At 45.4% G+C, this 26,283-nt stretch carries 20 protein-coding genes; 7 read left to right on the top strand and 13 right to left on the bottom strand.

Going from position 1 to position 26,283, the window contains the following annotated elements; all coding sequences use genetic code 11:
* Positions 1–55: 55 nt before the first annotated feature.
* Complete coding sequence (locus vsple_RS14290; protein ID WP_261883595.1) at positions 56–1,642, bottom strand: BCCT family transporter; 1,587 nt, start codon at positions 1,640–1,642, stop codon at positions 56–58.
* Positions 1,643–2,090: 448 nt separating this feature from the next.
* Here vsple_RS14290 and vsple_RS14295 point away from each other — a divergent pair, with 448 nt between their 5' ends.
* A complete protein-coding gene (locus vsple_RS14295; protein ID WP_261883596.1) occupies positions 2,091–5,252 on the top strand; it encodes a chitinase C-terminal domain-containing protein in 3,162 nt (1,053 codons plus the stop codon).
* Between the two features lie 105 nt (positions 5,253–5,357).
* Here vsple_RS14295 and vsple_RS14300 read toward each other — a convergent pair whose 3' ends face one another.
* On the bottom strand, positions 5,358–5,612 hold the full coding sequence (locus tag vsple_RS14300; protein ID WP_239839842.1) for a YgjV family protein: 255 nt from the start codon (positions 5,610–5,612) through the stop codon (positions 5,358–5,360).
* Between the two features lie 497 nt (positions 5,613–6,109).
* On the opposite strand from vsple_RS14300, the gene vsple_RS14305 reads away from it, so the two are divergent.
* Positions 6,110–7,276, top strand: coding sequence for a D-alanyl-D-alanine carboxypeptidase family protein (locus vsple_RS14305; protein WP_255231947.1), 1,167 nt, complete (start codon positions 6,110–6,112; stop codon positions 7,274–7,276).
* Between the two features lie 34 nt (positions 7,277–7,310).
* Here vsple_RS14305 and vsple_RS14310 read toward each other — a convergent pair whose 3' ends face one another.
* The 6 genes from vsple_RS14310 to vsple_RS14335 form a co-directional block, all read right to left on the bottom strand.
* Positions 7,311–8,999, bottom strand: a complete 1,689-nt coding sequence (locus tag vsple_RS14310) for an RluA family pseudouridine synthase (protein ID WP_261883597.1) — start codon at positions 8,997–8,999, stop codon at positions 7,311–7,313.
* Positions 9,000–9,108: 109 nt separating this feature from the next.
* The gene (locus vsple_RS14315) at positions 9,109–9,726 is read right to left on the bottom strand and encodes a glutathione S-transferase family protein (RefSeq protein WP_261883598.1); all 618 of its coding nucleotides are present in this window, start codon (positions 9,724–9,726) and stop codon (positions 9,109–9,111) included.
* A gap of 9 nt (positions 9,727–9,735) precedes the next feature.
* Entirely contained in the window at positions 9,736–10,764 is a 1,029-nt protein-coding gene (locus vsple_RS14320) for an NADP-dependent oxidoreductase (RefSeq protein ID WP_261883599.1), read from the bottom strand.
* A gap of 119 nt (positions 10,765–10,883) precedes the next feature.
* Positions 10,884–11,471 carry a TetR/AcrR family transcriptional regulator gene (locus tag vsple_RS14325; RefSeq protein WP_261883600.1) on the bottom strand — a complete coding sequence of 196 codons (588 nt, stop codon included), beginning with the start codon at positions 11,469–11,471 and terminating at the stop codon, positions 10,884–10,886.
* A gap of 166 nt (positions 11,472–11,637) precedes the next feature.
* Positions 11,638–12,111: a BamJ family beta-barrel-assembly machinery protein gene (locus vsple_RS14330; RefSeq protein ID WP_032552689.1), complete on the bottom strand. Its 474-nt coding sequence runs from the start codon at positions 12,109–12,111 to the stop codon at positions 11,638–11,640.
* A 45-nt stretch (positions 12,112–12,156) separates the two neighbouring features.
* Positions 12,157–12,792 carry a thiol:disulfide interchange protein DsbA/DsbL gene (locus vsple_RS14335; protein WP_261883601.1) on the bottom strand — a complete coding sequence of 212 codons (636 nt, stop codon included), beginning with the start codon at positions 12,790–12,792 and terminating at the stop codon, positions 12,157–12,159.
* A 299-nt stretch (positions 12,793–13,091) separates the two neighbouring features.
* Between vsple_RS14335 and vsple_RS14340 the strand changes: the two genes are divergently transcribed.
* Entirely contained in the window at positions 13,092–13,736 is a 645-nt protein-coding gene (locus tag vsple_RS14340) for an OmpA family protein (protein ID WP_255231941.1), read from the top strand.
* A 116-nt stretch (positions 13,737–13,852) separates the two neighbouring features.
* Here the strand turns inward: vsple_RS14340 and vsple_RS14345 are convergent, their stop codons facing one another.
* Positions 13,853–14,212, bottom strand: a complete 360-nt coding sequence (locus vsple_RS14345) for a glutaredoxin family protein (RefSeq protein ID WP_032552686.1) — start codon at positions 14,210–14,212, stop codon at positions 13,853–13,855.
* Positions 14,213–14,300: 88 nt separating this feature from the next.
* Positions 14,301–15,902 carry a nitric oxide reductase transcriptional regulator NorR gene (norR, locus tag vsple_RS14350; RefSeq protein ID WP_261883602.1) on the bottom strand — a complete coding sequence of 534 codons (1,602 nt, stop codon included), beginning with the start codon at positions 15,900–15,902 and terminating at the stop codon, positions 14,301–14,303.
* Positions 15,903–16,255: 353 nt separating this feature from the next.
* On the opposite strand from norR, the gene hmpA reads away from it, so the two are divergent.
* Complete coding sequence (gene hmpA / locus vsple_RS14355) at positions 16,256–17,452, top strand: NO-inducible flavohemoprotein (protein WP_261883603.1); 1,197 nt, start codon at positions 16,256–16,258, stop codon at positions 17,450–17,452.
* A 174-nt stretch (positions 17,453–17,626) separates the two neighbouring features.
* Here hmpA and vsple_RS14360 read toward each other — a convergent pair whose 3' ends face one another.
* Both vsple_RS14360 and clcA read right to left on the bottom strand, forming a co-directional pair.
* Positions 17,627–18,601: a TDT family transporter gene (locus vsple_RS14360; RefSeq protein ID WP_261883604.1), complete on the bottom strand. Its 975-nt coding sequence runs from the start codon at positions 18,599–18,601 to the stop codon at positions 17,627–17,629.
* A gap of 226 nt (positions 18,602–18,827) precedes the next feature.
* Positions 18,828–20,234: a H(+)/Cl(-) exchange transporter ClcA gene (gene clcA / locus vsple_RS14365; RefSeq protein WP_261883605.1), complete on the bottom strand. Its 1,407-nt coding sequence runs from the start codon at positions 20,232–20,234 to the stop codon at positions 18,828–18,830.
* Positions 20,235–20,803: 569 nt separating this feature from the next.
* Here clcA and vsple_RS14370 point away from each other — a divergent pair.
* The 3 genes from vsple_RS14370 (at position 20,804) to vsple_RS14380 (ending at position 23,951) form a co-directional block, all read left to right on the top strand.
* A complete protein-coding gene (locus vsple_RS14370; RefSeq protein ID WP_255231936.1) occupies positions 20,804–21,787 on the top strand; it encodes a CobW family GTP-binding protein in 984 nt (327 codons plus the stop codon).
* 160 nt (positions 21,788–21,947) lie between these two features.
* Positions 21,948–23,234 (top strand): DEAD/DEAH box helicase, encoded by a 1,287-nt coding sequence (locus tag vsple_RS14375; RefSeq protein WP_255231935.1) that lies wholly within the window; start codon positions 21,948–21,950, stop codon positions 23,232–23,234.
* A gap of 96 nt (positions 23,235–23,330) precedes the next feature.
* A complete protein-coding gene (locus vsple_RS14380; protein WP_261883606.1) occupies positions 23,331–23,951 on the top strand; it encodes a LysE family translocator in 621 nt (206 codons plus the stop codon).
* A 78-nt stretch (positions 23,952–24,029) separates the two neighbouring features.
* Here the strand turns inward: vsple_RS14380 and vsple_RS14385 are convergent, their stop codons facing one another.
* Entirely contained in the window at positions 24,030–26,054 is a 2,025-nt protein-coding gene (locus vsple_RS14385) for a PhoX family protein (protein WP_261883607.1), read from the bottom strand.
* Positions 26,055–26,283 lie beyond the last annotated feature (229 nt).

Here is a 26,283-nt window from a genome sequence, read left to right on the forward strand (position 1 = left end):
CACGCGAGTGGCTTTTTTGTTCGAACCACGAAACCTAGGTTAGGCGGTGTTGGTATTAAGCGATGCCTTGCTCTTTTGCCATTTGCGTCGCTATCTTAGGTGCGTGCCATAAACATGGCAGTAAGATAAATGATACAGGAACAGCGGTAATCACAATGAACGACTGCAGAGCAGAAATACCGCCAGAACCCATAGAGATAAGAGCAATAGCTACCGCACCCATAACAACTCCCCAAAAGGTACGTACTGCTGCATTTGGCTCCGTTGTACCTGTCATCACGACACTTATTGTGTAGGTCATTGAGTCCCCCGTCGTTACGATGAACGTGGTAGTGAGGATAAGGAATAGAATCGCGATCAGAGTCGGGAATGGAAGTTGCGCAGTAATAGCGAGCAGCACAGCCGGAAGGTTGAAACCTTCGAATGCATCAGAAATTACGCCTGGATTTTCTAACTCAAACGCTAAGCCACTGCCGCCAACAATGCTGAACCAGAAACAGGTGACGAGGGGAGCAACGATACTAATAGAAACCATCATTTGGCGAATGGTGCGCCCGCGTGAAATGCGAGCAATGAAAATAGCCATCATTGGGCCATAACCTAAGAACCAACCCCAGAAGAATACCGTCCAGCCACCAAGCCATGTGGTATCTTGACGATAAAGTGCCATAGGGATGAAGTTATCGACCATTTCTCCCATGCCTTGCAGGTAGCCGTCTACGATAAAGCTCGTTGGACCTACAACTAAGATGTAACCGATTAAGCACACTGATAAGATGATGTTATAGCGGCTAACCAGTTGGATGCCTTTATTCACGCCACTCAATGCGGACAAGGTATACATGGCAATAGCAAACAGAATAACGGCACTTTGTGTAGCAAAGCTGTCTGAGATGCCAAACAGTTCACTTAACGCATAGCTGATTTGAAGTCCTAAGAATCCAATTGGACCGATAGTCCCAGCTGCCACAGCAACAATACTGCACGCGTCGACCACATTCCCAATCCAGCTATTAATTGCCCTATCGCCAAGCACAGGGTAAAGAAGAGTCCGAGGTTTTAGAGGAAGCCCCTTATCGTAGTGTAGGTGCATCAGCACGATAGAGGATAAGCCACCTAAGATTGCCCAAGCAAGAAAACCCCAGTGCATGAAAGACTGTGAGAGCGCGTTGAGTGCTTTAGTTTGTGGATCTGTTTCATCATAAAAAGGTGGAGCAGAAACAAAGTGGGCGATAGGTTCAGCTGCAGCCCAGAATACACCACCACCGGCAAGTAAGGTACAGAGAACTATCGACATCCATTTGAACGTGGACATTTCTGGTAGGGCAAGTGCTCCTAATCGAACTTGCCCTGTACGGCCCAGTGCTAGCACCAAACCGAGAATAAAATTGAGCAGCAAGAGCACTTGCCAATAAGCGCCGAACCACTGGGTTGAGTAGTTAAAACCGATATTGACCAGCTCAGATAAAGCTGAAGTATTGGTAAAAGCAAGAACGACAAAGAGAGTTAAAAAACTGCCGCTTAGCCAGAACACTGGGTTTCCGAGTTCTAGTTTTTCACCCAAAGATTGGGCTTTAGTGAAGTTGATAGAAGTAGATTCTGCGTTGATGTTTTCGTTGGCGACTTGCGTCAAGTTAGACATTATTTCTTCGCTATATTTGGCCGTGAGGCCTGTGTATTTCCCGCACATCTCCATTTTAAAATGTGAGGTTCGTCAAAAAAGCCGCAAATCCTAACATATCTGTCACTAGAAAGTCGGCGAATTGCAAAAAGAAATTCATTCCTTCAATAAATCTATCCTTTTTGGTTACTTTGAATGCAGTTTATCCATGTGAACTTGTGGTTTTGGGTGTGGTAAGCCGTTATTTTTTAGGTTATCGAAATAAATTTATTATTAGTTGTTGGTGCAAAATAAGTGTCGAGTTCTTGCAGAGTGTAAGCAATTAATTGCGAGTCATTTTATAAATAGTGAATGTTATCAGTGCGCGACTAGCTTTGTTGCCTAAAGTTGTTTTGCGAAGAGATTTAAGTGGTCGTGCGAATACGATCGAAATTAAACACCTTGAAACAACAACTTAAGGGATACACAAATGCACCTAAACCAAGGAAGAGTGACCAAAAAGGTTTTTACACTCAGTACTCTCACCGCGTCATGCTTAATGGCGTTCAACAGCTACGCGGCTGTTGATTGTTCAACGTTAGAAGCGTGGGATTCAGCCACCGTATACACCGGTGGTGATCAGGTTTCACATGACGGTAGCGCGTATTCAGCGAATTACTGGAATCAAAATAACAACCCGAGCCAATTCGAGGGTGACTATGCTCAGTGGAAAAAAATTGATGTGTGTAGTGAAGGCGGAGGTACGCCAAATGAAGCACCAACCGCTTCGTTAACAGCGCCAACTGCGTCCGATGTGATCATTGAGGGCGACAATGTCATCTTAAGTGCAATGGCACTCGATACTGATGGTAGTGTTGCTTCGGTCGAATTCTTTGTCGATGGTGCATCTGTCGCACTAGTAACAACGGCACCATTTGAGGCAGCTTGGGCTGCAGTATCGGGTAATCATCGAGTTTCAGTTGTCGCAACAGATAATGAAGGTGCAGCGAGTGTCGTAAGTGCGGTATCCATTTCTGTTGACTCACAGCAACCTGGCAATGAAGCGCCAACGGTATCAGTTGCACTTTCAACGGCTTCTGTTGATGTAGGTGGTGTGGTTACACTCACTGCAGCAGCTGCAGACAGTGATGGTACGGTTGATAAAGTCGATTTTTATGTGGCAGGTTCTTTAGTTGGAACGGCTGCAACAAGCCCGTATACGCTTGACTACACAACCACTCAAGCAGGTACTTTGTCTGTTTACGCCAAAGCGACCGACGATCAAGGCGCAACAACGGATTCAGCTTTGGCTTCTTTGAAGGTGAACGGTGCTCCAACGGTGAGTACATGTCGTCCTGATGGCTTGTATCAAACGCAGGGCGTCGATGTTCCTTACTGTACAATCTACGATGATGAAGGCCGAGAGAAAATGGGCGCGGATCATCCTCGTCGTGTGATTGGTTACTTCACGAGCTGGCGTGCAGGGGACGACCCACAAGCGGCTTACTTAGTGAATGACATTCCTTGGGAACAACTCACACACATTAACTACGCGTTCGTGAGCATCGGTTCAGATGGCAAAGTGAATGTTGGTGATGTAAATGATCCAAATAATGTGGTCGTAGGGAAAGAGTGGCCAGGAGTAGAGGTTGACCCGGCATTAGGCTTTAAAGGTCACTTTGGTGCGCTCGCTACCGCGAAGAAAAAACACGGTGTTAAGACGTTGATCTCAATTGGTGGCTGGGCTGAGACTGGCGGTCACTTTGCCACAGACGGCAGCCGTGTTGCTGATGGTGGCTTCTACACCATGACGACCAATGCTGATGGTTCAATTAACCATCAAGGTATCGAAACATTCGCGACGTCAGCCGTTGAAATGCTGCGTAAGTACCAGTTCGACGGTCTAGATATCGATTATGAGTATCCAACCTCAATGGCAGGCGCGGGTAACCCATACGACAAAGACTTCATGGAACCACGTCGCCAGTACCTATGGGCTTCGTACCAAGTGTTGATGAAAGTGCTACGTGAGAAGCTTGATGTGGCGTCTGCTGAAGATGGAACACACTACATGTTGACTATCGCGGCACCTTCTTCTGGTTACCTGTTGCGTGGTATGGAAACATTCGATGTCACTCAATATCTTGATTACGTGAACATCATGTCTTACGACCTTCACGGTGCTTGGAACGACCACGTTGGCCATAACGCTGCCTTGTTTGACACAGGTAAAGATTCAGAGCTAGCCCAGTGGAACGTATACGACACGGCGGCTTATGGCGGTATTGGCTACCTGAATACCGATTGGGCTTACCATTACTTCCGTGGTTCAATGCCTGCTGGCCGTATTAATATCGGTGTGCCTTACTACACGCGTGGTTGGCAGGGTGTAACAGGTGGTGAAAATGGTCTTTGGGGCCGAGCTGCACTGCCTAATCAATCTGAATGTGCTGCTGGTACAGGTGAAGGCGAGAAGAACAACTGTGGTCACGGCGCGATTGGTATCGATAACATGTGGCACGATACTGACCCTAAAGGAAACGAAATGGGCGCAGGTTCGAACCCTATGTGGCATGCGAAGAACTTAGAGAAAGGCATTTGGGGTTCTTATGCGGATGCTTACAAGCTTGATCCTGTAAACGATCCAACGGATGTTTTAAGAGGTACTTACACGCGTAACTACGACAGCGTGGCGGTTGCACCTTGGCTATGGAATGCTGAAAAAGGCGTGTTCCTTTCTACGGAAGATAAAGAATCTATCAATGTGAAAGCGGACTACGTTATAGACAAAGAAATCGGCGGCATCATGTTCTGGGAACTGGCTGGCGATTACAACTGTTATGTACTTGACGCAAGTGGCAACCGCACAACGATTGATACCACAGAGCAAGCGTGTAACAGCGGTAACGGTGAGTTCCACATGGGTAATACTATGACTAAAGCTATCTACGATAAGTTTAAGTCGGCAACCCCATACGGAAACAAAGTCGCGACTGGTGCAATCCCTACCGAAGCATTAGACATCGCAGTATCGGTTGGCGGCTTCAAAGTTGGTGACCAAAACTACCCAATTAACCCTAAGATCACGTTTACCAATAATACGGGTCAAGCACTGCCTGGCGGTACTGAGTTCCAGTTCGACATTCCAGTATCAGCACCAGATAACGCGAAAGATCAATCTGGTGGTGGCTTGACTGTGATTGCTTCGGGGCATACTCGTGCCGATAACATTGGGGGATTAGACGGAACTATGCACCGTGTAGCCTTCACATTACCTGCATGGAAAGAGCTGCCTGCTGGTGGCGTGTACGAGCTCGACATGGTGTATTACTTACCAATTTCAGGCCCTGCTAATTATGCCGTTAACGTAGGTGGTGTCGATTATGCCTTTAGCTTCGAGCAACCAGATTTACCTTTAGGTGATATCAGCTCTGGCGGCGGTAACCCTGGCGATGGTGGCACCAACCCTGGTACTTGTGATACTGCAGGCTTAACTGTGTACCCAGATCTGCCTCAGAAAGATTGGGCCGGTAACCCAAGCCACGCAAATACGGGCGATAAAGTGGTTCACAACGGAATCATTTACCAAGCTAACTGGTGGACAAGCTCAGAGCCGGGTAGTGATGGTAGCTGGACGGTTGTTTGTTCGTGATAGGGGGCTAGGTGTCTCAATGATCATAAATAAATAAAACAAAACTTTATATATGAAAAAGCCCGAATAAGGTCAATTATTCGGGCTTTCTATTTGATTCTAGTACTAGGCTTTGGCTGCTTTTAACGCTTCCGTTTTTTTTTCTTTTTGCATTTTAGCTAAGAAATAAATGTTGACGATTGCGATGAAGCCATTGGTTGCTACGACCGGCCATGCATCAATCATTACGCCGTAAGCTGTGAAGAGAGCACAGCCAATAAAGTTAAGAACACGTAAGCGAACGATGTCTTTCATAGTTAATGAAATCGCAACCATGATAGATGCAGCGTAACCTAAAATTTCAACCATATTAAATTCCATTGTTGGACCCTCTTAGTTTTGCCGATACAGTGTCGGTACCAATCCTTCTCTTCATGAGATTATTGAGGAAGCTCCGTGCCTCGAATGGTCTGGTTTTATTTAACTGGTGCTGACTATAGCAAGCCTTTTTTTGTGATAAAAGCCCCAAAACGAGTGAAAGTGAAGGTTAGCGATTACGCAAACGTTTAAAAGGTTTTTACGTAATATAATTACTGAATGTGTTGGTGTTGAAAGCAATAGTAGAGCATATATCGCAAAGGCCGCGAGGTATGAGAAATAGATGCCTAGACGGGTTGTGTTGATCGTTTATTCAGAGATCGACTCAGTCGATAAAACGATTAAGGAGGTCAATAATATTGACTAAGTAGTTGAACATAATTCGAGCCATCCATGAAATTTGTAACTAAAGGTTCATTTGAGTAAAGCAACGTAAAGTTTCGGCGTCTTTTCTGAGTATTTAGCTATACTGAACAAAACGTTAACTCAGGTTTTATCCAATGAAATTGTTCGCTAAATATTCACTTTCTCTTGTTGGTTTATTGGTTGCGAGTAATGCTGTAATGGCAGCACCAACGATTGTTCCTTCTCCCCCTAGCCTCGGTGCGAAAGGCTATGTCTTAATGGATTTCAACTCGGGTGAAGTCCTTGTTGAAAATAATGCTCATACAAAACTGAACCCTGCGAGTTTAACCAAGTTGATGACCAGCTATGTTGCTGGGCAAGAGATGAAACGCGGCAACATTTCAGCAGAAGATAAGGTGAGAATCAGCGAAAACGCGTGGGCAAAGAATTTTCCTGACTCATCTAAGATGTTCATCGAAGTCAATACCAATGTTGATATGATGGATCTCTACCGCGGCTTGATTGTTCAGTCAGGTAATGACGCGAGTGTGGCTATTGCTGAACATGTGGCTGGCTCTGAAGGCGCTTTTGTCGATTTAATGAATTCATGGGCTAGCACGCTTCAACTAAACAATACCCACTTTGCTAACGCACACGGACTTGATGCCGAAGACCTCTACTCAACGCCTTATGATATCGCGTTGTTAGGTCGTGCAATTATTCGTGATCTGCCAGATGTTTATGGTTTATACAGCGAGCGTTCGTTCAGTTATAACGGCATCACACAGCACAACCGCAATGGTTTATTACGTGATAGAAGTTTGAACGTCGATGGTATGAAAACCGGTTATACCTCTGGTGCCGGCTATAGCTTAGCAAGTTCTGCAACACAAGGTGAGATGCGTTTGATTGCGGTAGTTATGGGGTCAAGTAGCGTTAAAGGCCGTGAGTCAGACAGCAAACAGCTATTGAGCTACGGCTTTAGATTCTTCGATACACTGAACCCACATCAAAGTGGAGATTTGATTTCAGAAGAGAAGCTATGGTTTGGGGAGCAAGACACACTCAAACTGGGTGTTGACCGAGACACTTTCATTACGCTACCAAAAGCAGACGGCAAAAAGCTTTCGGCATCGGTTGAACTGACTTCTGACTTAAAAGCACCTATCGAGAAAGGCCAAACCTTAGGTATGGTTCACTACACCGTTGATGGTGAAGATATTAAAACTCAGCCTTTGGTCGCTCTAGAGTCGGTTCAAGAGGGCAGTTTCTTTAAGCGAATCCTAGATCATATCAAGCTGTTCTTCACTAACTTGTTCTAAGTTAGGTTTCGCCTAAATCTTGCCTGCAGGCTAGTTAAAATGCACTGGGCACCTCAAACTCGATCCATTGTCCAGTTGTTGGGTGGACCAGTTTTAAGTAGCCAGCATGTAAGTGCAGACGGTCGCGTTTATAGCCATAAAGGTCATCGCCCGTAATTGGAGTACCTAAGCCATCAGGATGAGCGCAATGAACACGGAGTTGATGCGTTCGCCCTGTTTTAGGGTAGAGGTGAACCTTAGTTTTACCTTCACTTCGGCGTACTACTTGCCAATGAGTTTGTGCCTTTTTCCCATACTGATGGCAAACTAGCTGTCTTGGACGGTCTGTAATGTCGCCTCGTAATGGCAGACTTATATCGCCACTTTCTCCTTGAACATCCCCATCAAGCAGTGCGGTGTAACGTTTCTCGACAGTCCGCTCGATAAATTGCTTTTGGATATGGCGGTTGGATTCTGCTGTCAGAGCAAGAATCAACAAACCCGACGTCGACATATCTAGGCGATGTACGATGAGTGGGCCGGTTGCGTCTGGGTATCGCGCTTTAATCCGAGAGTAGACGGAGTCCTCGATAAATTTACCTGGAACAGACAGGAACTCTGCTGGCTTATTCACTACAACAATCTCTTTGTCTTCATAAACAATATCAAACTGTTTACCAACCGCTGGGTTCACGATCAAAGGGTTATCCTCTAACGTCATGCCTTCAAGTTGATGCTCTAGAATTTCAAAACTTCGGCTCTGACAAACTGGGTATAAATTGCCATGCTGACGTATTTCTTGACGCGGAGGGCGACCCCACCAGAACTCGGCAAGAGCGAGAGGTTTTAGGTTGTGTCTAAATGCGAAATTCAGAAGTTTTGGAAGGCAGCAATCCCCTGTACCCTCAAGAGCCTCTTTACCGTTCAAAAGCTCCAACAATGATTTGGTCTGATTGCTCGCATTGAGAAAGTGATAATGCGACAAGCGCTGCTCTTCTAGCCGATCAGCAAGCTCTGCATACTGTTTGCGCTTATCGTGTAATGTTGTGTTGATTGTGTCTATGTTTGATTGCAGCTCAGCGATCGCTTGTTTCCATTTAACTCTCAGAGCCTTGAGATCGCGCTTCTCTTGGCTGCTCGCAGCGCCCAATTGTTTGAGAAGGTCGCTACCTTGAGCTGTGCGCTCAAAAGAATCTGGAATTTCCTGCATCGAGGCTTCATAGCTAGCACGTAGAGCGTCTCGTTCCGTTTTGTTGTTTGCCATTTGTTTCTGGAAGTTGGCAATTTCGGTTGCGGATTGTTCTTTAGCTAGTTCGAGTCTGATATTGAGCTCAGCAAGGTTATGGAGTTGTTCAAAAGATTCGATCTGTTTAGCTTGTTCTGTTACTTGGTTGATTAAACCGCCACACTCTAACTCGAACCTCGTTTTCTCAAAAGCAGAAGGCACAAATTCAATCGAAGACAGCAGGGCAACAAGGCTTTCATCAAGCGCTAACCCTCCATGAGCCGACAAATAACCAAGCTCACCTGTGTTTAGATCCTGCGTGAGCAATACCGCATAGAGCTGACCAAAAGAGTCTCCATCAACGCCTGCTTTTTGTAGGCGTGATTGCAAATCGAGCATCGCCAACTCACACGTTTTATGAGGCGCGTAGTAATACGGGAACGTAAAACGATCTGGTAGTGTGTGATGGTCAGCCGGATCTGTAGGCAGTGGCGTGAAGTGCAAAAGACGCTGTGGCATGGGATGAACTCATTGACAAACGATAGAGCTCGGTATTGTTGACGAAATGGAGTCAAATGAGAAGCCAAAGCAGCTTTAAAACGTACTTTGGCTTCGAGGTAGTGGTTAACTAGCTGTGTTTTTGCTCGATCTCATCCGCTTTTTGGAAATTTGGATGAGACTTAAGGCGTTCAGTGTAAGCGACAAGGTTAGGGTAGGCGTGTGATGCACCAAAGTTATCCATCGCCTCGACAATAAATGACATCATAAAGTCTGCACCGGTAAGAGTCTCTCCAACAAGGTAGCTCTTTCCTTCGAGCGATTGCTCTAAGTAAGCCATGATCTTACTGTTTTCGTCTTCAGCATATTGCGCCAAGAAGTTGGTTTCACAACCGTCTTTTGCCACAAAGATCTTAAGTAGAAGAGGCAGAATGCCTGAGCTTTCTGCAAAGTGAAGCCACTGATTATATTCGAGGTGCTCTTTAGTACCTCTTTGTGGTGCGAGACGACCATTACCGTAGGTTTCAATTAGGTAATCCGTAATCGCGCCCGACTCAGCAATGATCATGCCTTGATCTTCGATAACTGGTGATTTACCAAGTGGGTGGACAGATTTCAGTTCTGGCGGTGCCAGAAACGTTACGGAGTCACGCAAGTATGGTTTGATCTGGTAATCAACGCCCAGTTCTTCTAGTAACCAGATAATTCGCTTTGAGCGAGACTTATTTAAGTGGTGTAGAGTAATCATTGTTATTGCCTATTTTTCTTGATTAGTTTTAATGACGAGTTTGCCGAAGTTCTCACCTTTTAGAAGCCCCATAAAGGCTTGAGGTGCGTTCTCTAACCCTTCGACCACCTGTTCTTTGTACTGAATCTTGCCTTGCGCGAGCCATTCTGTCATTTGAATGGCGAATTCGTTGTAACGATGTGCGTAGTCATCAAAAATAATGAACCCTTGCATCTTAATGCGCTTCACGAGCAGCATTCCCATCAATGCCGACATGCGATCAGGGCCGTCTGGTAGTGATGTCGCGTTGTATTGAGAAATAAGGCCACAAACTGGTACGCGCGCACCTGTGTTTAGCAATGGCATAACCGCATCGAAGACTTTTCCGCCCACATTTTCGAAGTAGACATCAATACCTTTGTCGCATGCTGCGGCTAGCTGTTCAGCAAAGTCTTCTGCCTTGTGGTCGATACACTCATCAAAACCCAGTACTTCTTTAGCATGGCGACACTTTTCTTCTCCGCCGGCAATACCAATAACTCGGCAGCCTTTAAGCTTACCAATCTGGCCTACAGTCGCACCCACAGGCCCTGTCGCCGCCGCTACCACAAGAGTGTCGCCTTCTTTTGGCTGACCGATATCAAGCAAACCCATGTAAGCGGTGAAACCTGGCATACCCATGATGCCTAGAGCGAAAGATGGATGGCTTGGCTCCATACCTAATTTGACTAGGCCTTCACCGTTTGAAATACCGTAATCTTGCCAGCCGGTATAAGCCAATACCCATTCGCCAACTTGATAATCTGAATGCTGTGACTGTTCTACTTGGCAGACTGTCGCGCCAACCATGACTTCGTCAATCGCTACCGGCTCTGCGTAAGATTTTGCGTCACTCATTCGTCCACGCATGTACGGATCAAGTGATAGGTAGATAGAGCGCAGTAAAATCTCGCCTTCTTGAATACTTGGTACCGTTGCAGTCTCTAGTCGAAAGTTATCTTGGGTTGGGGCGCCAACTGGGCGAGAGGCGAGTACGATTCTTCTGTTGTTATCAGTCATTGGAGCTCCTTAATGAAGGTTTTATATATTAGACCAGTCGTCTAGTTATGATTTCTAAAAATCCCGCCTCTTTATACGTAGACGGGAAAGTCGATGTTATTTTCGTATCACTTAAGTGATTATGTTAGCGCGATGATGCGTTTTGTTTCGTCAAAAGCGCTGTCTAATGTGTCTGTCCGTTGGCTCAACTTACTCAAAAGGCTTGCGCCTAACCACAGTGAATATAGATTTTTGGCGGCCTGCTGGTGATCCAGTGAAGCAATGGAACCCTCTTTAACGCCGTTTTCTAAACACCTCGCCATTTGTTGAACCACTTTGTCTGCACCTTTTTGCAGAGCGAGTCGCATCGAATCAGACAGATCAGATACCTCTGCAGAGAGTTTCACAACTAAACATTTATGTGCGTTACACACTCCGTTTTGTGTATCCCGCCAGCGAGAAAGGTAATCCAGTAGTCGCTCTGCATGGTCACCTTGTCCGTGTACTAAGATTGACTCGACTTTGGCCAAGTAAGTATCAAAGTAGTGTTCGACCAAAGCCTCACCAAAAGCTTCCTTTGATTTGAAGTAGTGATAGAAAGAGCCTTTTGGTACATCAGCGGTTTTAAGCAGTTGAGAAAGCCCAACAGCAGTAAAGCCTTGATTGACGATAAGCTCATAGCCGACATCCAAAATATGCAGGCGTGTGTCGTTTGTTTTCTGATTCATGGGGTGACTATAATTAAAATTAGACCAGTCGTCTAGTTTTGTTCATCTAATCTGTTTGTCATTAGATTTGATGGGAGTAAGAAACCGTTGGTGTGAAGCTTGGTCATTCGTTGGCACAAAAAAGCCCTGCTCTAAATGGCAGGGCTATTACAAGTTCGTTGTTAGGTTACTTTATTGATAGTAGCTCTACGTCGAAGATCAGCGTTGCTGAAGGTGGGATTGGACCTGTGCCACCTTTTCCGTAGCCGAGCGTGCTAGGAATAAACAGTCGAACCTTTTGGCCTTCAACCATGTAGGTTAGACCTTCCTGCCAGCCTTTGATTACTTGCTTAAGTGCAAATGTGATTGGTTCTCCTCGCTCTACTGAGCTATCGAAAACTGTGCCGTCGATCAGGGTGCCGTGGTAATGAACCGTAACTTGGCTGTTTTTCGTTGGGTGTTCTGTACCCGTACCTTCTTCAAGTACTAGGTACTGTAGGCCGCTTTCTGTCGTTACGACGCCCGCTTTTTTGCCGTTTTCGATAAGGAATTGTTGACCTTGTTCGAAGTTTTCAGAACCAGCTTTGTGGTTGGTCCAAGTACGGTAAATCATGAAACCAGCCATGATGAATACAATAATTGGGATGACAAATTTAGACATATTGAAACCTATTTATAAAAATATTCTGTTGTTGAAAATCAACCATTAAGGCTGAGTCAAAAGGAAGTTGATGGTTTTGCCGATACCTTCCAAATCTTGATGACCTGCAGTCAGTACTTGGTATTTACCGTTGACGATGAAGGTCGGAACTGAGTTGATCTGACCTTTCATCGAGATCTCTTCGGCTTTTTGTACGTACTCAAACAGTGCAACTTGTTGATCTTTTTCTAGCTGGTATGGGCTTACCAAACCGCGAGAGGTAAACGCTGTTTCCAGAGCTTGCTGGCGAGCCTCTGGTGTTGCGTCGCCACCCATCTGTACAGCGGCAAATAGGTCTTCCATGAAGGCATGGTCTGGCGTGTCGTTTAGCTGCATTACGGCAGTGTAAAAGATCATTGCGCTGATTTGAGCGCTTTCATTAAAGGTAACGTGTACCTTACCAATCTTCTGATTAGTTAGAGATTCGATCTCAGGAATTGCGCTCTCCATAGTACGGCAGTGGCCACAGTTAAGAGAGAAGATTTCTGTCACAGGGGATAGGTCGTACTCGGTTAGCGCAACAGGCAGCGCTTCATACTGAACGCCGGGTTGTGGCTCATTGCTTTCACTACAACCTGCTAGGGCGACCGTAGCGACAAGAGCGAAAAGAGCAACAAATAATTGGGTAAATGGCTTGAACATATAATTTACTCTAGCGTTAAAAATTCGGTAAATTCTAACGATTTAGTGGGATTAGGAAAACAATTATAAAGTAATTAAATGCAAACAGATCGATGTGGCGATCCGAGAGCCGTCAATTCAGTGTCAACTGTGATCGGAAACACTCTTTACTTCGGATATTCGGCGTGGTGAGGATTGGCTATCGTTTAGATAGCGTGCTCAAGCAGATAGAAGAGCATCGAAATTTTCGGCTAAAGTTATAGCAAAGCGGCCGATATAGTATCTGGTAGAAGTAAAACGTTTAAGTGGTGGGTGAATTAATGAAGTATTTGGCACTGATTTGCAGTTTGGCATTGGTAGGGTGTGAAGCAACTAACTCAATGGCCATGTTGGGCGGCAACATGTTAGAGACCGCACCACAAACGGACTACGACGTAATGTACCCGGAGTGGGGTGTTGTTCAAGAGACACGTGTTGTGACCAATTATCGTCAAGCTCAAAACTCTTCACGCAAAACCATCACTACAAATTATGGCGTAGGAATATCTACCGATGACCCCCTAGAAGTCTTTTTAAGACAAAACCGCATTGACTATCAAGTGCTACCGGGTAATCACGTAATGGTGAAATTGAACCACCATGTGAATTTTAAAACAGGTTCGGCAATTCCAGCACCGGTGAATGATCTTTGGTTAGACACGTTAGGCAGCTATCTTTCACAGCGTTCGGATATCGACATAGTGATTGAAGGGCATACCGATAACACAGGTAACGATCAAATTAATGATCCTCTCTCAGAGCAGCGAGCGAAAGAGGTGAAAGCAAGATTGGAGCGCAATTACGTATCGAGCCAATCCATCTATACGCGTGGCTTCGGTGAATATGTCCCAGCTTGTACCAATACTTCTTCTCAGGGCAAAGCGTGTAACCGTCGAGTGGAATTGATGTTGATAGTTGCCAAGTAGTTTCACAGGCCCCACTGACAAACAGATATAAAAATCCCTCAACGTTGAGGGATTTTTTGATTCTGGCTTTCATGAGCAGTTGTTATTTCAAAAACGACTGCTACTTGGAGAAACAGTTAAGCGAAGTTCTTCTCTAGGTATGCAACGATGTCTGAAGACTCGTACATCCATTCCGTTTTACCATCTTTTTCAATGCGTAGGCATGGCACTTTTACGCGACCACCACCAGCTTCAAGTTCGGCGCGGTGTTGATCGTTGTTTTTCGCATCACGCAGTTCAATTTTTACAGATTGGCGCTTCATTGCACGACGAACTTTTACACAGAACGGACAAGCTTCGAATTGATACAGAGCGTAGCTCTTTGCCTGTTCATCAACTTTAGATTGATCTTCAGCTGAGCGTTTAACGCCGCGTGGCGTAAATACAAAGTTAAGTAGCAGAATGATGCGGCCTAGGAACCAACGGATAAACTTCATAATTATCTCTATATTTTCACAATTAGGATTACAATTCGCAGCATTATATACACAAGTCTAGCAAGATGCTCGTAACAATTGTGAAACTCTATTTCGTCCGTTCAATACTGTGCGACTTGGCGACGTTGAGACCTAATCGCTTAGCAAGACGAGTAAGGTTAGCCCTGTCGGTTTTTAATGTCCTACCTGCTTGAGCCCAGTTAAAGTTCGCTTGTTCGAGAACATCAGTAATGATGGTTCTTTGGAAATCTTCTGTTGCACCGCGTAATCCTTCTGATAGATCAACTTCAGGCGCAGCCATTGAACCTTGACCTTGTGCATTGGAAGCAGGTGAATTAACAGCAAGTTCTTGATCCAGTGGCCCACAATCTTCTTTAGTGATGGTCACTAAACGCTTGTTGGTGCTTCTTGCTAAGGCTTTGAGTGCTGAGCGGCTAATTACGTGTTCAAGCTCACGTACGTTACCTGGCCAGTTGTAACGATTTAGGAATGCCAACACATCAGAGCGGAATTTGATCTGATTAATACCCAGCTTGCGTCGAGCTTGCTCCAAAAAGAATCCCGCGAGCAAGCTAGTGTCATCTCCGCGGTCACGAAGCGCGGGCACGGCGATAGGGTAAACACTGAGTCGGTGGTACAAGTCAGCTCTAAAGTTTCCGTCTTCGACTTCTTGTTTTAAATCACGGTTAGTTGCAGCAAGTACTCGAACATCAATGGTTTGAATGTTGTCTTGGCCGACAGGTTGAATCTCATTGTTTTGCAGTGCACGCAACAGTTTACTTTGCGCAGCTAAAGGCAGCTCACCAATCTCATCTAAGAACAGCGTGCCACCATCGGCCAAAGCAAACTTACCTGAGCGGTTTTTATCAGCACCAGTAAATGCGCCACGCACATGGCCGAACAGTTCACTTTCAACTAAATTTTCAGGTATAGCCGCGCAGTTTACGTAGACCAAGGGTTTGCGTTTACGTGCAGATTGATGATGCAGAGTTCGCGCAACCAGTTCTTTACCAACACCGGTTTCACCATGGATGAGGATATTAAACTCGGAAGGAGCAACGACAGCGATGTCGTTTTTCAGAGCCATCATGGTATCGCTTTTACCAATGAGCTCTCCGCCTTCGCGCTCCCATGCCTCTTCGTTGAGCTCTTCTAATAGCTGCTTTGATTGTTTAGCTTGGCTCTCTAGTTGAGAAAAGGTGAGGGCCATTTGCATGGTTGAAGCAGCGATGGCGGCCAGCACCTCTAAGCTACGTGCTGGAATGTTAGCGAAAACATCAGGTGTAAGGCTATCTAAGGTAAGTACGCCAAGCAGCTTGTCGCCAAAGAGCAGTGGCAGCCCCATACAAGCGTGCATTGGAAGATCGCCATCGTGATCGATCAGCAAACCATCAAATGGGTCGGGTAGTGTACTGTCAGAGTCGAATCGAACGGGAGTCTTAGAAGCACAAATTGCCTCGAAGCGTGGATGCTCTGAAATGATGAAGCGGCGTCCGAACGTGTCTCGACTGAGACCTTGCATCGCAATAGGTACTAGAGTGTCACCTTGGAGACTCAATAACGCCACACAGTCACAGGTAATTGTCTTGCGTATCGCATCAATGAGGCGATTGAAACGGTCTTGGTCGTTGACGCCACTGGCTAGGCCGATGGTCATTTCCATGAGGGTTGATGCGGAGATATCTTGCATGATTCACTCTAACTGCGTGGATGTATGCACATGATAGAGTCTTAATGACACAAATAAAAGGTCTTTTTGACATTTTTATAAAGTGTATTTTTGCTTGAAAGCTAATGATGACTGGAGTTGGAGAAGTTGGCACTGAATGTGCAAAAGAGACATCGAAAGCTAATTATACCAATGATTTATTGATGCATTTTTGATCTCAATCAATCGATGTTTATTAATTGGTTTTTGTGATTTTTTGAAATAAAAACAAGTCAAAATAACTTAGATCTCAGAAAGTCGAACAGTCATTCTTATTTTTTAAAGGTAGTCAAAGTGACACACATGTCACAAGGCTCAGTGTTCGGAGTAAATCCATGCTTAACAATGTACATATCGATATCATCAAGTCTACGATCCCACTACTTGAGAGTGCAGGCCCAGCGTTAACAACACACTTTTATCAACGTATGTTTTCTCACAATCCAGAGTTGAAAGACATTTTCAATATGACTCATCAACAGACTGGACGCCAAGGTGTTGCACTGTTTGAGGCCATTGCTGCTTACGCGAAGAACATTGAAAATTTAGCAGCGCTGCAAGGTGCGGTAGAGCGCATCGCTCAAAAACACACCAGCTTTAATATCCAGCCAGAACATTACCAGATTGTTGGTCACCACCTTATTGAAACATTACGTGAATTAGCCACTGAAGCGTTCACACCAGAAGTGGAGGAAGCATGGACAGCTGCATACCTTTTCCTTGCTCAAATCTTCATTGATCGTGAGGGCGAGCTTTACCTGCAAAGAAAAATGGCTGTGGGCGGTTGGGAAGCCGCAAGAACCTTCGTTGTAGAACAAAAGATTGTAGAATCTGATTTGGTTAAGAGTTTTGTATTTAAGCCTAAAGACAATGGTCCAGTATTGGATTACGTACCGGGCCAATACATCGGTATTGAAGTGAAACCTGAAGGTGCGGCGAACAACGAAATTCGCCAATACTCGCTTTCAGATACACCAAACGGTGAGACCTACCGTATCTCGGTTAAACGTGAAGGTGAGGGCGGTCAGTTCTCAGGTCTTGTTTCAAATCACCTACATAACTCTGTAGAGGTGGGCGATGAGGTGAAACTTTACGCGCCAGCAGGTGACTTCTTCTATCAAGAGCGTCAAAAGCCAGTAACCTTGATCTCTGCAGGTGTGGGTGTTACTCCAATGCAATCTATGCTGGAGTACTTGAGCAAACAGCAGAAGCAAGAGCCAGTTCTTTACCTTCATGCTTGTGAAAAAGTAGAGCAGCACTCATTTACTCAACGTGTGTCTGACATTGTTGCTGACAAAGGTTGGTCGGCAAAAACGTGGTACATGAACAAGCCTTCAACGGATTGCGACAATGTACTAGAAGGTCAGATGGATTTATCTCAAGTGAGCGGAGTGCCAGGGTTTGAAGATAGTGATTTCTACATCTGTGGTCCAGTTGGTTTTATGAAGAATATCGTTGAACAGCTGGATGCACTTCAGGTCGATCGTTCTCGTGTCCATTACGAAGTGTTTGGACCTCACTCTCAGTTCTAGATTGGATCTAAACTTCTTGCTAAGAGGCCTCACGTTTGTGGGGCCTTTTGGGTAATAAATGATGGAAGGGGCAACCCAAGGCTGCGGAGTAACAGCAGTATCTGGGATTAATTAAGTTGCTCTGAACGCAGTGCACTTAACATTCCAAGTGAAATTGCGCCGGTAGTGTCTAATTTATTTCGCTTTTTTCATGAGCTGACTGGGAGTAAATAATTCTGGCCAGTACATTTTCACATATCCGCCCGATACCCAGATCACCAGAATGGTCGCAACAGTAAGTTCGAAAAAGCCAAAGTTATGTAGCCAATACCATTGCGGAAACTCGGAGCCAAAAAACTCCGTAAGTCTATGCATTGCGACAGCACTGATCACCGATGGGAATGTTACGGCGGCGATCGACGGTTGGAACTTCAGTCGCATCAGTCGGATATAACATAGGTAGATAAGCAGCGTCATCGTGATGGCTATGCCTGCTAAAGCTCCGGTTAAAATTGGATCGGGTGATGGAAAGTTAACTAAATAGGCTGCGAGCGACAAGTTGACAGGCGCTGCCATAATCGCAAGTGTCGGTCTTGCTCTTCGTGGAAGGTTACCTTCAAACACTAAGCGATATAACACCACAGGTAGCATAAAGAAGTAGATACCGATGCACGTGGCTGCGAGTGTTTCTGAAAATACCGTGTGTCCAAACTGTGTGCCCGCCAACGAACTACTGATCAGACCAACGGGATACAAGAACCAGCTAGGAACGATGTTCGACATTTTAAAGTTGATGATCTGAAAACTAAAGAACAGCACCATCATCGTAAAGTGGAGTAATAGGGCGCAGAACCAGATAGGGTAGGCGATGACTGGTGATATTTCGGCAAGATAGTCACATAGGATCAACAGTGCCATACTCATAGGCGCCATTAAGCTCCCACTTAACGGGTGGCGAATGTCGTTGATGAAGGTATTAAAACTGGTGAGATAACGGAGTAAAACAGGTAGCAGGAGTAGTGCACCAAGCGACGCAAGATAAGGGCGAATGATCTCACCAATCCCCGGAATATATAAAGCCCATGCTTGTCCTAGCCCAATAACGCCAAGTGCTAAAGACGCCTGAGAGGGCGGCACATTTTTAACTTGGGTTAATCTTCTCCAGTTCAACGACTTGCTCCAACTTAGTTATCTATCAAAAATACAAGTGATCTATCAAAAATTAGAATTATTGCTCTAGACAGAGCGTACAGTTGGTCTCTCAATAGATGTTGAGAAAGCTCAACTAATTTTGAGTGGATGATATCAAGTTTAACGTTTGCTTTTTTGATTTTGATTCGAAATCGGGATATTAAGCACGTTGAATGTGTGCTTTTGTTTCATGAGTCATTTGTAATTAACGAATTTCTTCTTGCTGAGGGAGATCTTGTTGTCTTAATTTCTCGTTTTTTAGTGTGCGCTTCAATAGTTGGCTGTAAATCGGTTGACCACCCAGCACCTGAGCAATGATGACGGCACCAAGACAAGTGATGATCAACGGCAATATCAGGTAGTAGTTGTTGGTCATTTCTATAACGAGCAAAATTCCTGTGATAGGGGCTCGTACGGTCGCTGCAAATAGAGCTCCCATTCCTGCAATCGCAAACATGCCCGGCTCGATATTCAGTTCAGGAAAGAAAGCAGCTGCGATGAGTCCAAATGCATAACCGAAGAGTGTGCCCAGTGCTAGCATAGGAGCAAAGATACCCCCCGGCGCGCCAGAACCGAAACAGAGTAGTGTGGTAAGTACTCGTCCCAAGAAGATAAGCAATAAGATGTTGGTACTGTAATTTCCATTGGTGATATTTGGGATGATACCAATACCACCACCCGTCAGTTCTGGAATATAGAGAAGCAATAGGCCAAAGCAACCACCAAGCAGAGTCCCCGTCATTAAGTAACGCTTCCGGTCGTTTTTGTGTATTGCGACAAACATGTCTTGTGAAAGGGTGATCAGTTTATTGAAAATCACACCAAACATCCCGAACAGTACGCCTAATAGTAGAAACAGCCACAGTGCACTCAATTCAGGTTGATGATATTGAGGCATGGTAATGACAGCCGACTGCCCATTGATAGAGCGAAAGACAATGTTGGCAGCCACTGCAGAAATAATCACAGCTTTGATAGAGATGAGTGAGTAACGAAACTGTGGTCGCATCTCCTCAACAACGAACATAATCCCGGCTAATGGTGCGTTGAACGCTGCTGCCAAACCTCCTGCGGCACCGGAGGCAAGCAAGGAGTGGCGGCTGTCGTCATCTTTTACACGAAAGATGTCCGTAACCATACGACCGATGCTACCACCCATCTGTACGGTTGGCCCTTCACGACCTAACACCATGCCTGAGCCGAGTGCGCCCATACCACCAAAGAATTTTACAGGAAGAACTCGCCACCAACGAACAGGGCGCATGCCGTCCATCGCGCCTTCAATCTCAGGAATACCGGATCCCGCGGCTTCTGGTGCAAAACGATGGACAAGAAAATATCCGATGAAAGCAAAGGCAGCACTAATAAGAAACGCGGCCAGCCAAAGCGGTACATAGCTCCCAATTTCATCTTTTAGCCAATCGGTACGAGTTTCTGTGATGAAATGAACCGCAACTTCAAAATAGGTACCGACTAAACCTGCAAGGATACCGACAATACAAGAGAGAATGAGAACAGATGCGGGAGTTTTGTCTCTGGAGAGAAATTGGTTGATAGCATCCCTTGGCATTTTTGCTAAAAAGGATTGCATTATTTTCTCTCTGTTAGTCATTAAAGCTAGCTTCCTGAGTTGATGCAGTGGGGAGGTCTCAAATTATACGCTTCCCTTATTTATCCTATAGCAGCAAAGATGCAAAGTTGAATTCCATTTATGAAAGTAGTGTATTTCATAGATTAGAATTATAGCCAATACATTGGAATCGCCGTCACAATTTTGATCGAATCTATGTTGGCAACTTGAATTACGGCAAAAATGAACCATATTTAAAGCGTAAAGCAACATAACGAACCGCAAGGAGAAATGAGGTTTTACACACAATTTGGATGGATTCAAAAAAGAAATTTTCTAGTTCCTCGTTCATTGTTCAGGTCGATGACAAGACTTCCTGATTCGCGAACTCACGATTGAGTAACGAGGGTAAGGCGCGCTACCGAAGTGCGCCTTTAGTTTATCTGGAATAGCATAAATCTTGACCTTCAGCCAACTTCATTTCATCCACATTTGAAACTCCTGCAATTCGCTTCCCTAAATCTACTTTTATTCCTTTCTAGTCACTATTAATCCGATGCGGACAAACCTTTGATATTCGGTATATACTCCTAAAAAAAGGAGAATGGACTATGACGAACAGAGTTCCTACCAATATTATTACTGGCTTTCTCGGGGTGGGTAAAACGACCGCGATTCTCAATTTGCTGAAGAACAAACCAGAGAACGAAAACTGGGCAGTATTGGTTAACGAATTTGGTGAAATTGGGATCGATGGCGCGCTGATGACTGATCAGGGTGCAATGATTAAAGAGGTTCCGGGGGGATGTATGTGTTGCACGGCAGGTGTTCCTATGTCTGTTGGGATCAATGCGTTACTTCGTCAAAAGCCTGATCGTCTTCTGATTGAGCCAACCGGCCTAGGGCATCCTAAACAAGTGATTGCTACGTTGACCTCTGAGCAATACACACCTTATGTTGATCTAAAAGCGACATTAGGTTTGGTTGACCCACGTTATCTTTCAGACGAAAAATACACATCAAATCAAAATTTTAATGACCAGTTAGACAGTGCAGATGTGATTATTGGCACCAAGGTGGATCTTGTTCACTCTGAGGACATCGATACCTTTAATGATTGGGTGACGAATCAATCTCCGGCTAAGGTGTTCCATAAACTGATCCATGATGGCGAAGTGCCGCTTGAAGTGTTAGACATCGAGCGTGTTCGCGGCGGCGCATCGTTTGGAATTGAAGCGCATCATCATGAACATGCTGAACTAGAGCCTCAGTTTGAGCTTCCACCGGGTGAAGATTTCATTCGCAAAGAGAACAAAGGGCAGGGCTACTTTAGCTGTGGTTGGCTGTTTGGCGCTGAACACAAATTTGATTTCGACCAGCTATTTTCTATGCTTTCAGCACTCCAAGCTGAAAGGGTAAAAGCGGTAGTAAACACGGATCAGGGCTGTTTCGCATTTAACGTAGCTAATCAAGTGGTCTCAGTTAATGAAATCAGCTTAGATGGCTTTGAATCTCGTCTAGAGGTGATCGACTCGCAACTCATGCCTTGGGCAGACCTTGAACAGGTATTGCTCAAACTTTGCGGCCTGAAATAGTAAAAAGATGGCACTTGTTGGGCTTCACGCTCAATAAGTGTCAATTAGAGTGATAAAATTTGCGTTGTATCACGATAAATGTGAGATAAATCACTCTAATTACTTTATAGTGCTCTGCTGAAATAGAAATGTAGGCTGTCTGCTTAAGGAACTCGTAACAATGTCATTTTCCTCTCAAGGTTTTGCTCCTGAACTCGTAAAAGCGCTGACTGAGTGTGGTTATGAAAAACTCACACCTATTCAACAAAAAGCGATCCCAATGGCGCGTAAAGGCCATGATATTTTTGCTACGGCACAAACGGGTACGGGCAAAACAGCTGCGTTTTCATTACCTGTCATTCAGCACTTGTTGAACAGTGGCAACAAAGCATCACGCGGTACGGCTCGTGCTTTGATCCTTGCGCCAACACGTGAACTGGTTGCTCAAATCGCACAGAACATCAAAGACTACGTTAAGTACACCGAGCTGAGCGTAGCGGCGGTTTACGGTGGTAATAAGATGTCATCACAGGTTCGCCAGTTAGATCTGGGTGTGGATATTCTTGTTGCAACTCCGGGTCGTTTAGAAGAGCACCTAGAAGAGGGCAATGTTTCTATCTCTAATCTTGAGTTCCTGGTTTTTGATGAAGCAGACCGTATTCTCGATATGGGTTTCATCAATGCGGTACGCAAGATCATGATGGATGTTGAAACCTCCCCGCAGATCATGATGTTCTCAGCGACAACTTCAACGCAATTAAACCAGCTTTCAGTTGATATTCTACGCAAGCCAAAGCGCATTAGCGTGGAGCGTGAAAACTCAACGGCAGCAACGGTTGGTCATGTGGTTTACCCTGTAGACCAAGAGCGTAAAACTGAATTGCTTTCTGAGCTGATTGGCCGTAAAAACTGGCGCCAAGTACTTGTGTTTGTGAACTACAAAGAGACAGCAAACGAAGTCGTTAAAGAGCTTAAGCTTGACGGTATCAAAGCGGTATTGTGCCACGGTGATAAAGCACAAAGTGCTCGTCGTCGTGCGCTGGATGATTTCAAAGAAGGCAAAGCTCGTGTGATGGTAGCAACAGACGTTGCAGCTCGTGGTCTAGATATCGAAGACTTACCGCACGTAATCAACTATGACATGCCATTCCTAGCAGAAGACTACGTTCACCGAATTGGTCGTACGGGTCGTGCTGGTAAACAAGGTCATGCCGTCTCTTTTGTTAACCGTGAAGAAGAACTGACGGTTGTACAAGTAGAGAAACTGATTCAACAACGCATTCGTCGCGTAGAGCAGCCGGGTTACGAGCCTAAAAAGCGTGATGCTTACATTGAGAAGCTAAACACCAAATCGGCTTATAAGAATCGCCAAGGTCGCAGAAACAATGCGAATGAAGAGAAACCAGACCAAGCAAATGCTGAGCGCCGTCTAGCGATGATGAAACGCATTAAGAATCGTCGTAAGTAATTCGCTCAGTCATTCGAATCTAAAGAGCCACGGTAATGTGGCTCTTTTTCCTTCTGTACGAAATAAGTCTCCTCTTGCATGAATTAAGGTAGCACTATGGACAGCGCACTACTATTGGCTTTCATCCCCACATTTTTCTTTGTCTCAATTACCCCTGGGATGTGTATGACGTTGGCTCTGACGCTCGGGATGAGCATCGGATATCGTCGTACTCTCTGGATGATGGTTGGCGAATTGGTTGGTGTCGGGGTTGTGTCTGTGGCAGCGGTGCTCGGTATCGCTTCCATTATGCTCAACTACCCGTGGTTGTTTACTGGTTTTAAGTTCGTTGGTGCCGCGTACCTGTTTTACCTGGGCGTTCAAATGTGGCGCTCGAAAGGCAAACTGGCGATAACCGCTGATACTCAAAACCAAGCAACGGGTAATGATTGGGATTTGGTGGTTCAAGGCTTCGTTACAGCCATCGCGAATCCCAAAGGCTGGGCATTCATGATTTCGCTGTTGCCGCCTTTCATTAATAGCTCTAAGGCTTTGGTCCCTCAACTATCTCTCTTAGTTTCTATTATCTTGGTGTCCGAGTTTGTGTGTATGACGTTATACGCGACAGGCGGTAAAAGCTTAAAACACCTTCTTGGTCAAGCAGACAATGTTCGTTTAATGAATCGTATTGCTGGCACCTTGATGATGGGTGTCGGTGTGTGGTTGTTTGTGAGTTGATTTTGTAGATTTCATAATTAGAAAGGGCGACGGATTCTATATCCATCGCCCTTTTGTTTTTAGGTGGATTACGTAGTTTTAAACCGCGATTTCACCACCGTCTTCACGACGGATAACCACAGTTGCAGCTCTTGGGCGAACCTTGCCTTTTGTCTCAGCGGTTGCATCGTCAGACATTGGCCAGTTTGCAGGGTGCTGAATGTTTACAAACAGTGACTTGTAATCAGGGCTAATGGTAAAGCCTGTTACTTCACAGCCATTTGGACCAACAAAGAAACGCTTCAATTGGGTTTGGTTTTCCGTACCCACAACCGCATGGTCACCATTGCTATCGGTGAGCTGAGATGGAACGACAGCTAACATTTGATCGTTAGTGTACTGAGTCACTTCATCGGCACCGTTATCCGTCTGAATCCAAAGAATGCCACGACCATCAAAGGCTAAGCCATCAGGGCTGGCGAATTGGTTCATATCGTTGAGGCCAGATCGATTGATCTTTGGATCTGAAACGGCCGGTGAACCGAACACAAAGATATCCCATTGGAACGCATCAGCGGTTTTGCCTTCATCCCAGCGGATCACATGGCCAAACTTGTTGTTAATACGTGGGTTTGCTGAGTTCGCTTCTTTACGCTTAGTGTTGTTGGTTAGCGTTAGGTAAGCCGTGCCAGTCATTGGGTCAACCGCACACCACTCAGGGCGATCCATCGGAGTTGCACCAACAAGGTCAGCAGCACCAGCGGTATTTACAATCAACTCAGCTTGAGAGTTGAATGTGTCGGACAGCTTACCACCTTTCGCAGTCATGCTATTAAGCGTTAGTGGAAGCCAAGAGCCTGTACCGTCTTCATTGAATCGAGCCACATAGAGTGTGCCTTTATCCATGTATTTGTCTCCGGCAGCAAGACGGTTCTCTGGCTTCGCATCTTTTGGATCCCATTTCGCGTCAGAAACGAACTTGTAAAGATATTCGAAGCGAGAATCGTGACCAGAGTAAAATACAACTGGCTGACCTTCGGTTACCTTGCCAAACGTACAGCCTTCGTGACGGAAACAACCCAGTGCAGTGCGCTTCTTCGCACGTGAATTAGCAGTGTATGGGTCGATCTCAACGATGTAGCCGTGACCATGTGCCTCGTTACGGTAGTCATCTTTGGCTGACTTGCCGTTAGGAGTTACATCAAAGCGCGCGAATTCGTCTAGTCGCTCTTCAGCACTGCCAGCTAGTGTATCCCAGCCGTAACGTGTTTTATCTGTCGCAATACCGATACGCTCTTGCGCTGTGGTGGTTTGACCCTTGTTAACAAAGTAACCCGGCCAATTCTCTTCACATGTAAGGTATGTGCCCCAAGGTGTGTAGCCGTTACCACAGTTATTGAGAGTTCCGCGAGCCTGGCTTCCATCAGGAGAGTATTTGGTTTTTACCAACTCTGAGTGAGCAACAGGACCGGAAAGATCCATTGTCGTCACGCCTGTGTAGCGGCGGTTGAGTGGATCGTTGTCGACCATAACCCATTGGTTGCCCTCTAGCTTAACGCGAACCACACTCACACCATGTGCGTTGATCTCTTTACGTACTTCATCAATGCTAGTGCGAGCGCTATCTTGGTATGTAGGGCCATTTGGGTGCAGCGCTTTCTGGTCGATGTATTCGTGGTTGATAACCAGTAGGCCATCGTTGCTGTTGCCGTCTAGCGGGAAGAAGTGCATGCCATCGTGGTGCATGCCGAGTGCGTTTGCTTGGTCGTCGCTGGTGTTTTTGCCATCTTCAAGCCATGCATTACCTTGTTTGTTCAATGGTGTTCCCCAAGGTACAAGCACCTGTGCTACGTAACCTTTAGGCACAACGACACTGTCGGTCAGAGATCCTTTTACAGATTCAAAAGCAAGCTTTGCGCTGCTCTTTGCTGACGATGCATGAGATGCCGCTGCAGCGGGTGCACTATGGCCTGCTAAGCCGAAAGCACCAAATGCCGTCATTGCACTGATACCTAAACCACCTTTAAGAATACTGCGACGAGATAGGCTCGCTTCTAGTACTTCTTCAAAGGGTTTGTTATCACTCTTGTTAAAGCGACGGCTATCGAATGTTTCCTTGCTCATGAACTTACTTCCTATTGAGGTTGAGATGGTTATTAGAGTAATAGTTTCAATACGATGCCAATCCTGATGGAAGTAAGTGACATATTTTTATAAATTATATTAAGGTTTTGTTGCTGTAGCACGATTCTTACGCCTTTGAGCTCTGTGCCTTACAAATCCCTTTAGAATCGATGGACAACTGTGTATAAATGCTTATATCCCCATGAGAAATGGGCGGCACAATTAAGAG

The sequence above is a fragment of the Vibrio pelagius genome, from assembly GCF_024347575.1.
Taxonomy (GTDB): domain Bacteria; phylum Pseudomonadota; class Gammaproteobacteria; order Enterobacterales; family Vibrionaceae; genus Vibrio; species Vibrio pelagius.